At 51.3% G+C, this 12,165-nt stretch carries 11 protein-coding genes; 5 read left to right on the top strand and 6 right to left on the bottom strand.

Going from position 1 to position 12,165, the window contains the following annotated elements; all coding sequences use genetic code 11:
- Positions 1-5 precede the first annotated feature (5 nt).
- The 5 genes from V5J35_RS06110 to V5J35_RS06090 form a co-directional block, all read right to left on the bottom strand.
- Positions 6-812 (bottom strand): symmetrical bis(5'-nucleosyl)-tetraphosphatase, encoded by an 807-nt coding sequence (locus V5J35_RS06110; RefSeq protein ID WP_354010395.1) that lies wholly within the window; start codon positions 810-812, stop codon positions 6-8.
- A gap of 147 nt (positions 813-959) precedes the next feature.
- A complete protein-coding gene (gene rsmA / locus V5J35_RS06105; RefSeq protein WP_354010394.1) occupies positions 960-1,760 on the bottom strand; it encodes a 16S rRNA (adenine(1518)-N(6)/adenine(1519)-N(6))-dimethyltransferase RsmA in 801 nt (266 codons plus the stop codon).
- 383 nt (positions 1,761-2,143) lie between these two features.
- Positions 2,144-3,130 (bottom strand): 4-hydroxythreonine-4-phosphate dehydrogenase PdxA, encoded by a 987-nt coding sequence (pdxA, locus tag V5J35_RS06100; RefSeq protein ID WP_354010393.1) that lies wholly within the window; start codon positions 3,128-3,130, stop codon positions 2,144-2,146.
- 138 nt (positions 3,131-3,268) lie between these two features.
- Positions 3,269-4,555 (bottom strand): peptidylprolyl isomerase, encoded by a 1,287-nt coding sequence (locus tag V5J35_RS06095; RefSeq protein ID WP_354010392.1) that lies wholly within the window; start codon positions 4,553-4,555, stop codon positions 3,269-3,271.
- A gap of 23 nt (positions 4,556-4,578) precedes the next feature.
- Positions 4,579-7,416, bottom strand: a complete 2,838-nt coding sequence (locus V5J35_RS06090) for an LPS-assembly protein LptD (RefSeq protein WP_354010391.1) — start codon at positions 7,414-7,416, stop codon at positions 4,579-4,581.
- A 315-nt stretch (positions 7,417-7,731) separates the two neighbouring features.
- Here V5J35_RS06090 and V5J35_RS06085 point away from each other — a divergent pair, with 315 nt between their 5' ends.
- From V5J35_RS06085 to V5J35_RS06070, 4 genes are all read left to right on the top strand, one after another.
- On the top strand, positions 7,732-8,916 hold the full coding sequence (locus tag V5J35_RS06085) for an aminoglycoside phosphotransferase family protein (protein ID WP_354011372.1): 1,185 nt from the start codon (positions 7,732-7,734) through the stop codon (positions 8,914-8,916).
- Positions 8,913-9,605, top strand: coding sequence for an N-acetylmuramate alpha-1-phosphate uridylyltransferase MurU (gene murU, locus V5J35_RS06080; protein ID WP_354010390.1), 693 nt, complete (start codon positions 8,913-8,915; stop codon positions 9,603-9,605). Before V5J35_RS06085 ends, murU begins: the two co-directional genes overlap by 4 nt.
- A gap of 21 nt (positions 9,606-9,626) precedes the next feature.
- Entirely contained in the window at positions 9,627-10,448 is an 822-nt protein-coding gene (gene djlA / locus V5J35_RS06075; protein ID WP_354010389.1) for a co-chaperone DjlA, read from the top strand.
- Between the two features lie 295 nt (positions 10,449-10,743).
- Positions 10,744-10,947, top strand: a complete 204-nt coding sequence (locus tag V5J35_RS06070) for a hypothetical protein (RefSeq protein ID WP_354010388.1) — start codon at positions 10,744-10,746, stop codon at positions 10,945-10,947.
- A gap of 92 nt (positions 10,948-11,039) precedes the next feature.
- On the opposite strand, the gene V5J35_RS06065 is transcribed toward V5J35_RS06070, so the two are convergent.
- Positions 11,040-11,252: a hypothetical protein gene (locus V5J35_RS06065; RefSeq protein WP_354010387.1), complete on the bottom strand. Its 213-nt coding sequence runs from the start codon at positions 11,250-11,252 to the stop codon at positions 11,040-11,042.
- A 166-nt stretch (positions 11,253-11,418) separates the two neighbouring features.
- Here V5J35_RS06065 and V5J35_RS06060 point away from each other — a divergent pair, with 166 nt between their 5' ends.
- Positions 11,419-12,153, top strand: coding sequence for a hypothetical protein (locus V5J35_RS06060; RefSeq protein ID WP_354010386.1), 735 nt, complete (start codon positions 11,419-11,421; stop codon positions 12,151-12,153).
- Positions 12,154-12,165 lie beyond the last annotated feature (12 nt).

Raw genomic sequence — 12,165 nt, 5'->3', positions numbered from 1 at the left:
CAGACTTATTCTGCAGGGACGCTGGTTCGTTTGAAGGTCTTCAGATTCAGGGCCGTCATTTCTCCGCCCCAGACACAACCTGTGTCTATGGCATGAATGCGCTTTCGACCGCTGTTTCCCTCCAGGGCTGCCCAGTGGCCAAAGACGATGGTTTTTTTGTACACCAGGCTGTCCGGGAACTGAAACCATGGGTAGAAGCCTTTGCCGGAATAAGCGGTTTTGTTTTCAAGATCCAGTCTGCCGTTTTCGTCGCAGAAGCGCATACGGGTGAAGTAGGCGGTGATCATCTTCAGCCGGGCGCGTCGGGTCAGGGCATCTTCCCAGGCATTCAGCTTGTCGTTACTGAACAGGTAGTGCAAGAGTTCCTGATAGTCGTTTGCCTGCAAGGCTCTTTCGAGCTTCCCTGCATAGAAACGAGCCTGCTTGATGGTCCAGATAGGGGGAATTCCGGCATGCACCATGGTGATGTTACGGTCTTTGTCGTGGTGCAGAACCGGGCGGTGGCGTAGCCACTCGATCAGTTCTTCACGGTCTGGCGCGTTCAGAATTGAACCCAGCGTGTCTTTTTTCTTTGCCGGGCGAACGCCTGACGCCACAGCCAGTAAGTGCAGATCATGATTACCAAGAATGGCGACACAGTCGTCGCCAAGGGATTTAATAAAGCGCAGGGTAGGGAGCGAATCCGGCCCCCGGTTGACCATATCACCGGCTATCCATAGTTTGTCCTGACCGGGCTGGAACCTGATTTTGTCGAGCAAACGGCGAAACGGGTCGTAGCAGCCCTGAATATCGCCAATGGCATAAACCGCCATAGAGTCTCCTGAGTGTCACACAAAGGTCAGCTGACACTCATCGGCGATGTTTATGCCAGCCTGCTTTTATAGTTTTATCTCAGCTTGTTGCGCCTGTTCAAGTGAAAGAGTTCAGGTGAAGAGTTCTAAATAGCTCTGGCAAAGAGCTTAAGCGTTGCGGTCGTGGATAAAGTCAGCAATTCGCACGAACTCTTCCAGCGTCACCCGCTCCGGACGAACAGACGGATCAATCGACAGCTGTTCCAGCTCGTCTGAAGACACCAGTTGTTTAAGGGTATTGCGCAGGGTTTTACGACGCATGCTGAATGCTTCACGAACCACACGGCTCAGCATTTTTACGTCTTTACATGGGTGCGGCAGCTCTTTATGAGGCGTCAGCCGTACAATGGCAGAATCGACCCTGGGCGGAGGGTTGAAACAGCCAGGACCAACCGTAAACAGATAGTCTACCCGGCAGTAGTACTGTGCCATGATGCCCAGGCGACCATAGTTGTTTTCACCCGGCTGGGCTGCCAGACGCAGCACAACCTCTTTCTGCAGCATAAAGTGCATATCGCTGATCAGGCCCTGGTACTCCAGCAGATGGAAAATCAACGGCGTGGAGATGTTGTAAGGCAGGTTGCCGACCAGTCGCAAAGGTTTGTCGTCGTTTTTGAGGCTGGAGAAGTCGAACTTCAGGGCATCGCCTTCATGGATGCGGAAGTTGGGGTTCAGGCCAAAGCGGAGTTTCAGGATCGGGATAAGATCGCGGTCCAGCTCAATAACATCCAGCTGACCAGCCCCATCCAGCAGGAACTCGGTGATGGCGCCCTGACCCGGACCAATTTCAACCAGCCGGTCACCTTCACGGGGGTGAATGGAGCGAACGATTCTCTGGATTATGCCCTGATCGTGCAGAAAGTTCTGGCCGAAGCGTTTACGGGCTCTGTGATGGGGAAATTCGGACATAATGTACTGTTTACGGTCGTTCAGGGAAATGGCGGCTTATGATAGCGGCAGAAAACCGCTTTGCATACTGCTGATGATCATTCGTTGTTCAGGAGGCCGCTATGTGGGTGGAGTTGGGAACTAATCAGCGGTCAGGAAACTCAAAACTGCATTCAAACCGAAAAATAGTCAGGGAGACAATGCATGCAGTTAAAACAAAAAATAATGTTCTTTCGCTACAATCCAGTGCCTGCATCTGACTCTTCACCTGGCTCTTCACTTGACTCTTCATCTGGAGAAACAGTCGTCAGTAAAGACCGGAGAACGCTGGCGATCCATGTTCACCGGTACAACATTCACCGGAACAATATTCAGTTGCCAGCAGACAGGCAGTAAAGGCTCTTTTATCCGTTGATCATCTGCACTGCATAATTGATGGCAGTCAGCAAACTGTCCGGACTGGCTTTGCCACGGCCGGCAAGGTCAAGCGCTGTGCCGTGATCAACCGAGGTTCGGACCACGGGCAGCCCGAGCGTAATATTCACTGCCTTACCAAAACCTTTGAATTTCAACACGGGTAACCCCTGATCATGGTACATGGCCAGTACCGCATCCGCCGACTCAAGGTAGTTCGGGTTAAACAGTGTGTCTGCCGGTAAAGGGCCTTTAAGGTTCATGCCTTCCTGACGCAGTTTATCCAGAACCGGAATAATGACCTCAATTTCTTCCATCCCAAGATGTCCGCCTTCTCCGGCATGGGGATTCAGTCCACAGACCAGAATCTCTGGCTCTGCAATGCCAAATTTGTTTTTCAGGTCCTTGTTCAGGATACGGATCACTTCTTCCAGTGATTCTGGCGTAATGGCATCGGCCACATCACGCAGGGGCAGATGGGTCGTTGCCAGGGCAACCCGCAAACCTTCGGTAGCAAGCATCATAACGACCTTGCGGGTATGGGTCTGTTCCGCCAGAAACTCGGTATGACCGGTAAAAGGTACGCCGGCGTTATTGATCACTTCTTTATGAACCGGGCCGGTCACCATACCGTCGAACAATCCATCCATGCAGCCCTGAACTGCATAGCTGAGCATATCCAGAACATACTGACCGTTAGCCGGATCGGTCTGGCCGGGTGTGCAGGGCTGGCTAAGGGATAAGGGTGCAACAATCAGTTCACCCGTCTGTGCAGGCTCGTGGTCTTGTGGACTGAAGGTTTTAAGGCTGACGTTCAGCTTCAGTTGCCGGGCTCGCTGGCTGAGCAGTTCCGGATCGGCAGCCACGACCAGCTGGACGGGCAATGAATGGCTGGCCAGCATCAGGCTCAGGTCAGGCCCAATGCCTGCCGGTTCGCCAGAGGTAATGATCAGTCGTTTATTTGGGTGAGTGGACATCAGGCCGGTTCCGTAGGTTGGGACGAGTGAAACGATTCCCAACACGGGTAATTGTTGAGTTCACCATGCTGGGAATTACCCTGAAGGGCATAAGCGCTCCGCTCGTCCCAACCAACGAGGGAGCGACTTTATAATCAATCAGAGTCTGATTTCTACAAAAGACTGGTCACGGATTTCACGCAGCCAGACTTCCAGCTCTTCTTCAAACTTGCGCATACCCAGCAGTTCACGTACCTGGTTGCGGCGTACCTGGTTGCTGATATCAGCCTGACGCTTACCTTTGACTTCCAGAATGTGCCAGCCAAAAGAGCTGCGGAACGGTTTGCTCACAACATCCTGAGGCGTTTCGCTCATGGCTTTCTGAAACTCTGGCACCAGGGTTTGCGGGGATATCCAGTCCAGACTGCCACCATTCAGGGCCGAACCGGGGTCGTCGGAGAAGGCTTTTGCCAGATCGCTGAAGCTTTCACCGCTTTCAATGCGATCGTAAAGGTCTCTGGCCATCATCTGGGCTTCCAGATCGTTACGAATTTCATTGGGCTTGATCAGAATGTGGCGAACATTAACCTGTTCTTCCATCACCTTCTCATTACCACGGGTGTCCATCAGCTTGAAAATATGAAAACCACCGGCACTGCGTACCGGCTGGGAAACCTGTCCGGTGTTCATTTTTGCGGCCTGTTCGGCAAACAGGGTAGGCAGCTGTTCGGCGCTTCTCCAGCCCAGGTCGCCACCGTTCAGGGCATTCTGACCTTTGGAGTAGGTGATCGCCATCTCGGCAAAATTAGCGCCCTGCTTCAGTTGAACCGATATGTTGTTGGCTTCTTTCTCCGCCGCCTGAACCTGTGAAGGCGTTGGGTTATCCGGTGTCGAAATCAGGATATGCCCCAGACGATACTCCACCTGCTGGCTGGCCTGACCTTCCGGAGAGCGCAGGAAGTTGTCAATCTCCTGTTCACTGATCTGGATACGGCTGGTGATCTGGCGCTGACGCACACGGTTGATGATCATCTCGCGACGGATCTCTTCACGGGCTTCGGCGTAAGACAGGCCATCGGCTTCCAGATTTTTGCGGAACTCTTCAATGGTCAGGCCATTGCGCTCGGCAATTTGGGTGACGGCGTCGTTCAGCGTCCAGTCGTCAATGCGGATACCACCGTTGCGGCCCATCTGCAGCTGCAGGTTTTCCAGTACCAGCTGTTCCAGCACCTGATTTTTCAGCACGCTTTCCGGGGGGAGGGTGATATTGCGGTCAGACAGCTGGCGTTGCACAGCCTCAACACGATTGTTCAGTTCGCTCTCCATGACCACATCTTTGTCGACGACAGCGACGATGCGGTCCAGGGGAACCGGTTTGGCATGGGCGATATTACCCGTTGATACCACAACAGCCGCCAGCGCCAGTGCGCGGCAGGCTGAAAGCATCAATTTCTTCAATCCCTTCATCATTACTTCTCGCGAATTGTATAACCTGAAATACCTTGCAAGTACTCTTTACCTGAAGAACCGGTCAAACTACCCAGACCTCGCAGTACAAACTGCAGGTAGATGCCGCTTCTGTCTTTTGGATGGTCGATATTATCGGTCGATTTAACATAGGAACGCCAGAATAATCGCACCTGATAACAACAACTGGCATATTCGACACCAAACAGCTCCTCAAGGTTCCGCTTATTGGTCATATCGTATTGCCAGCGACCCATGGCAGACCAGTTCTGGGTGTAGGGAATCGGCCAGGCAAAGCTGATATCCGTGGCTTTCAGGTCGTTTTTGACCAGAACATTCTCGCCGGTAACCGGATCGACGTAATTGGTATTATCTTCGTTTTTCTTATAACGCTTCACCCGGTCTGCAAACCGGAAGCCCATATTAAAGGTCTTGCGCTCTGAAGGCCGGTAGCGGTAAGTCAGGGCATAGTTGTCAATACGGTTTTGATTGGCATTCCATACAAAATCCTGACGCAGGCTCATGGTGCGGGTGAAATTATAGATAAACTCCGAAGCGATGGGCGAAGTGCTGGCGGTTAGCTCATCTTTCTGACGTTGGGCGTTTTCATTCTCGTCAAAGTCGGGGATATAGTCGGGGTCGCCGGAGCCCAGGTCATTGCCTATGTAGACCTGTCGGTCATCAAAATAAAAAATCTGTCCGATGCCAAAACGCATTCGTTCAAAACCATTGTCCTGAATAAAACGGGTTGTGAAGCCCAGAGACAGTTGGTTGGCATCAGCCAGACGGTCATAGCCGCTGAACCGATTGTCTGACCAGAGAGAGCTGTAGCTGAAGCCCATATTGCCTGTATCAAAGAGGGGATTAAATTCCTGCCCCTTAACATACGGCGCATAGAGATACTTAATCCTTGGCTCTAATGTGTGGGTATAAGCAGACCCAAACAGGTTTGCATCTCTGTCAAGATACAGTCCGCTATCAACACTGAAGGCAGGAACGGTGGTCGAGGGAGATTTGGTGAAGTCGCCCTGGTTGAAATTCCTGTGCCAGTAAGAGCTGTTCAAGTCTGCAACAACCTGTTCCTGATCCAGATTGGACAGACTGTAGTTAACGCTGCGCACTTTAACGGCAGGTGTCAGGAAGCCCCAGGTTTTATTGATTGGGTAACTGACACCGCTCTCAAAATAAGCGCGGCTGCCAACGGCTCTCTGAATACCGTATCCCTCATCATAAACGCTTTCATAAATGCCAGAGTTATTCGGGAAGTCCGAATGAGGCTTTTCTTTGATATAGTTCCAGTCATCCGCCCGGTCAAAATAGGTGTAATCAGCCAGATAATTCACCTGAACCCGGTCGGTAGCCTGCCAGTTACCGCTTAGCTCAATCTGCGGTAACTTATTGTATGGATCATCAGCGGTACGATCCATATTCTTCAGTTTGTGAACGTCCAGCTTTGCCTGCCAGTTGTTGTAATCGTTGCCGCCATCGTAGCGGGTCATTACGCGTTGGTTTAAAGGGCCCGAGCTGGAATAGTTCAGGCTGGAACTGAAATCGTCCAGATAGTCCTTGTCGCTGGCATCGGCATAATCCAGTTCAGCCGTCCAGCGATCAGTAAACTGACGGCGGTGGCGGGCATTCACAAACCAGCGGTCTTTTTTGTAGTGTTCGTTTTCATCTTCCAGCTGGTCGCCACCAATCAGACCGGCAACACCGATTTCCCCTTCATCCTTTTCAGTCAGGTAACGGAACTCGTTTTCCAGCAGAAAGCCCCGTTTGGTCATGACCCTTGGTGTAAAGGTGGCGTCGTAATTCGGTGCAATGTTCCAGTAGTAAGGCAGGTCAAACTCAACACCACTCTCGTCGTCATACCCCATCACCGTCGGGTACAGGAAACCGGACTGACGGCGGTCATCAATAGGGAAGTAAAGGTATGGACTATAAAAAACGGGCAGGTTCTGCACCCTTACGACGGCATTACGTGCCGTACCAAAGCCAGTGGACGGATCAAGAGTGACACTGTCGCCCGACAGCTGCCAGCCCTGGTCGCCGGGACGGCAGGTGGTGTAGGTGGCGTCATCCAGCTCCATGGTGGCATCTTCATTGCGCAATATGACAGCTGCACTGCCCCGGGCATGAGACTCGTGCATAACATACTGGGCATTGTCGATTTCAGTCCGGCCAGTGTCTAACTGGGACTGGGCTGTATCGCCTACAATCAGGGTGCCGGGTTCACGGAAAACAATATTGCCTTTGAATTCGCCAAAGTTCTTTTCGTTATCGAGATACGCTTCATTGCTTTCCAATTGACGATTGCCCTGACGAATTTTTACCGCACCCAACAGGGTGGCTATGGAGTTCTGGTAAGTGGATTCGTCGGCGTCGGCAATAATAGGCGCAGAGTTCGGGTCGCCCTTAAAGTATTTGCCGGGGCGTGTTGGCTCGACATAAGTACCAACACACCAGGGCTCTTCCTGTTTCAGCTGCTGGCGTCTGGCATCGCTCAGCTTCGATTCGTGTACCCAGTCCAGCTGTGTGCGTACATCTTCAGGCTGGCTGACAGCGATCGTCTTTTCAGGTGCTGTACTTCTGGTGCTCTTTCTGCCTCGAGTAGCGACTGGGGCAACGACTGGGCGGGGGGCTCGTTTCATGGCTCCCTGTTTTAACGGCACCACAGAACATTGCCAGCCGCTGCCGTCGCTGGCCACTTCGCAGCTCCACTCGGTGTCGGCGGAAAGGTTGTTCTCGGCTCTGGCTTTGCTGACTGGCTGACCGGCAATTATGGCACTGGCAATTGCCAGAGTTAATGCCCGAAGTTTGAAAGGTAAGTGATGCATCTCCATGAGCTTTGCAGTCCCGGCAGTGTGTTTTTAAACGTTCAACAGCCATGCGATCATTTTTCAATGTCCACGTAAAACACGACTTGGTTGGTTTCCGTTTGCGTTAACCGGCCATTGTAACGGATTAACTGTATGATTGTTGTCAATTATTCTTGGTTGTATCAGATTTATTCCGGTGATAACTGCTATTAGTCTGTGTTACTCTGACCGACAGTGCAATAACTTTAAAAATTTTTACGGGCTGAATTCGTGGTTTTTTCAGCCGATGTTCTATGCTGCCTGACACAGGGAAACTTTCAAGGAAACTCTTTGCAAGACATGACTCCGTCTGACCAGATTCGCCAACCGTCCCGGCAGGAACTATTTCAGCCAGAGCTGTCTCATTCAGAGGCAGCCCGGCAACAGCAACGTCGGGAGCAACTGGCACAATGGGTACAGCAGCAGCTGGTACCTGCTGAAGAACATTTAACGAATGCAGTGCAACTGTTACCTGTGGGTGGGGACGCAGGTTTTCGCAGTTACTATCGTATACAGAGCCCGCAGGGTTCGCTTCTGGCTGTGGATGCACCGCCGGAAAAGGAGGACTCTGCCGCCTTTGTCAGTATTGCCGGTGTATTGTCTGATGCCGGTATACGGGTACCACAGATCAGGGCCGTGGATTATGATCTGGGTTTTATGCTGATTGAAGATTTTGGCGACACACTGTTGCTGGATCTGCTTGACCACCAGTCGGTTGATGCTATTTATGCGGATGCCCTGACACTGCTCAAAACCCTTCAGGCTACTTCTCCTGATACCCTGCCAGAATACGATGAAGCACTGCTTCAGACAGAGCTGAGTCTTTTCAGGGACTGGTTTATTCAGCAACTGATCGGTATTGAACTGACGGAAGAGGACGAAAAACTGTTTTGTGGGCTGGACCAGATGTTGATTGCCAGTGCCAGAGAGCAGCCTTCTGCCTTTATTCACCGGGACTACCATTCCCGCAACCTGATGAGTCTGCCCGACAACCAGATTGGCGTGATTGACTTTCAGGGGGCTTTGCACGGTCCGGTTTTATACGACGCTGTTTCTTTATTAAAAGACTGCTATGTCAGCTGGCCTGAAGATCAGGTTGAAGGCTGGCTGCAGGATTTTGTCAGGCAGCATGCACTGCTCAGGGATACTGACTGGGCGACCTGCCAGAGATGGTTTGACTGGCTGGGGCTGCAGCGCCACCTCAAGTGTCTGGGCATATTTACCCGGCTGTGGCTGCGTGATAAAAAACCGCAATACCTGTCAGCTATTCCTGCTACGTTCCGCTATGTGCTGGAAGTCTGTCAGCGTTATCCTGCTTTTGAGCAGCATGGACAGTGGTTGCAGCAACGGGTGGCTCCGATACTGACACAGAAGATTGCTGATATTACAGCGGTGGCGGCAACTGCTGTTGCTGAAGTGTCTGTGCCGGAAACATCGACTGTTGAAACATCTGCCGGAAAAAAGGATCAGTCTGTTAGTTCATGAAAGTAATGATCCTTGCAGCGGGTCTTGGGAAGCGTCTGCGTCCCCTGACCCTGCACACACCAAAACCCCTGATTGAAGTCGCGGGCAAATCCCTGATCGTCCATCATATTGAGCAGCTGGCAGCAGCTGGTTTCAAAGACATTGTCATTAACCACTCCTGGCATGGTGATCAGATTGTCAATGCGCTGGGTGATGGTTCCCGGTGGGGCGTCAGCATTAGTTATTCAGAAGAACCTGAGCCTCTGGAAACGGCTGGTGGTATTATTCAGGCTTTGCCATTGCTTAAGAATGGCCACTCTGAAGATAATCAACCGTTTCTGGTGGTCAATGGTGATGTCTTTACCGACTACCCTTTTGATCTTGTGCCTGACACCATAGACGGACAGGCGCACCTGATTATGGTTAATAATCCGGACTTCAAGAAAACCGGCGATTTTGCCCTGCAGCAGGGCAGGGTTCAGGAACAGGGTGATCAGTTGCTGACATACAGTGGCATCAGTGTATTAACACCGGGGTTGTTTGCGAATATTCCTGCCGGTGTGCAGGCGCTGGCTCCTGTTCTGAGGCAGGCTATAGCGGATGATGAAGTGACCGGAGAACATTTTCAGGGACTCTGGACGGATGTTGGTACCGTTGAACGACTCAACGATTTGGAACAGTATTTGGCGGGTAGCTTTCGTACCTGTTAGATGACAGTAATAGTAAGTTAAATGACAGCAATAGTAATTGGTGCTTTTCTTGGGTTGATCTGGGGCGGACCTTTTGGTGCTCTGATGGGCGCACTCCTGGGTAGCTGGATTGGCCGGAATTTTATAACGCCGAATCAGTCCCGCAGGCAGGCCGGTCAAAGAGGCTACAACCGGCAGCGTGCGCAGTCGGCGTTTTTTCGAGCCTCTTTTCTGGTGATGGGGCGTATCGCCAAGGCAGACGGTCGCGTCAGTGAAGATGAAATCCAGATGGCGTCTGCCATTATGCGGGAAATGCGTCTCTCTGAAGAACAGCGCCTGGCGGCGATCGAACTGTTTAACCAGGGAAAGAATCCGTCGACCGACATTTCTGAGGCACTGGAAGAGTTCCGTCGGGTGGCAGGCTCCAGTACCCTGATTCCCATGTTTCTGGAGATACAGCTGCAGGCGGCGTATGCCGACGGCGGGCTGACACAGGCAGAGCGTGCCGTATTCCGACATATCTGTGACCAGCTGGGTGTCAGCCAGCTCAGTTTTGAGCTGTTGCATAAACGCTTTCAGGCGCAGCAGGCTTATTATCACCACGCCGGCCAGCAGCAGGCTGGGGGCGGCGGAGGTTGGGGGCGCCCGGGCCGGGATGAATTGAAGCAGGCCTATGAAATTCTCGGGGTTGAACCCTCTGCCACTGACGCCGAAGTAAAACGGGCTTATCGTAAGCTGATGAGCCAGCACCACCCGGACAAGCTGGTGGCAAAAGGCCTGCCGGAAGAGATGATGGAAGTCGCCAAGCAGAAAGCCCAGGAAATTCAGGGCGCTTACGACCACGTTCGTAACAGTCGGAAATAATACCAATCGCAGTTATTAGCTATTCTATTGCGCTGACTTTTCAGCCGGTTATTCTGCGTTGGCGATCGTCGCCATAGCTACTACCCATAGGGCATAAAGGCTATGACTCCTCACGCCGCCTTGCCTAACCGGCTGAAAAGTCATGCTCATGACGAAGCTAATAACTTTGATTGGTATAACCTGATTTGTACGATATTGCAGGTTTGGGAACTTTCTAGCCAGTACAGGGACTAATACCCACTGACGGTGGAGCTTTCGCCGTGTCCCCTCTTTGTTCCATAAAAGGTTGATACCCATGTATCTGGTTAGAAAACGCTTTCTGTACTGGCAGGTTCCTGCCGTTACCCGTGTATTTCTGGAGCGAGACCCTTCTCAGGGCATTTACTGCTTTTATCCCGCAAGGCTGATCAGAAAGGTCAGAAAAGCGGTGAAATATCTCGTGCTGAAACACTATCCGCCGATCGGCAAAACCCTGAGTGACCGATGCATTAAAAATTAATTTCTATATTTTTGGTCAGGTCTTCTAACAGTGAGCTAACCTTCCTGCTTCCATCAGTTGGTTGCAACTGCCTTTACTGGCTAAGGAAGTACTTACATGGTTCGATCGAAGCAATGTTTCAGTGTTGTCAGAAATATAATATGGCTGGCCTGTACCGGATTTTGCCTGCTTTTGACCCCATCAGAGATGCTTGCCGAAACCGTGCCGATGCCTCCCGCAATCAGCCATAACAAACTGCTTCCTGTTCCTCCCGGATATGGGTGTCCGGAAAATGCGTTATCCTGTGTGGCCTCAGAAGACCCCATCAAGTTTTATCCGGGTGAGGAGTTATCCCTGCCTGCACGATTTTTAATGAGAAGCCCGGATGAGTTAATACCGGTTTATTATCTGAACAAGAAAAATAGTGATGATGACAAAACATTGCCTGAGAATGTTGAGGCGGTTCAGTATCTGAAAGCCCGGTTTGAAATAATGACCAGCAAAAACATCATCGTCATTACTCCGGCTGAGGCTGGAACCTGGAAGTTATTACGGCTCGCGAAGCTGACTTATGACACCTGGGGCTCCATTCAAAACAGTATTCTTATCCGCAAAGGAGATGTAGCAGTACTGCAAAATGATCGCGGGAGCCTCACTCTGAATGTACAGCACTATGGTGAAAACAGACCTGCCAATGGGGTCATCATCGATTCTGAAGGCTTAGTTTTCAGGGGAGATGACGCTTTATGGTTAAGGGTGCCTCAAGATGGCGACAGGGATAATAGCTGTTCGTCGAGTGAAGTGACTGCCGGGAAAACTTATGCCGCCTCAGTCACCAGTAGAAAACCATCACAACCTTGCACACCTCCGGCCACCCGGGGAGCAACCCAAGGGGGTGACGACGACGATGATGGTGATGACAGGAAAAGACGACCGAAAAATCAGCAGCTTGACTGGTTCTACCTGGATGATATCGGTGATGAAGAATTAATGAAAAAGCCCAGAAGGCAGTTAATCGGCTTGCTGAAGGAGCTTCCCCGTAATAAAAAAGCTGAGGCGGAAAGAATTGTCAGAATCATAGTCGCAGCAAACAAAAAGGCACCAAAAAATCAAAAACTGGCAGCAGGAACAATTGAGAGCCTCATGGAAACTATGCGCGAATTTCGACTTGATTTAAATAAAGAACTCATGAATACCGTAGATAAGGAAAAGAATGCAAGGCGATGATTTCTCTGCTCA

The sequence above is a fragment of the Endozoicomonas sp. NE40 genome (assembly GCF_040549045.1).
In the GTDB taxonomy this organism is placed as follows: Bacteria; Pseudomonadota; Gammaproteobacteria; order Pseudomonadales; family Endozoicomonadaceae; genus Endozoicomonas_A; species Endozoicomonas_A lisbonensis.
Note: the sequence above shows the minus strand (reverse complement) of the source record. Positions and strands in the feature narration are given on the sequence as shown.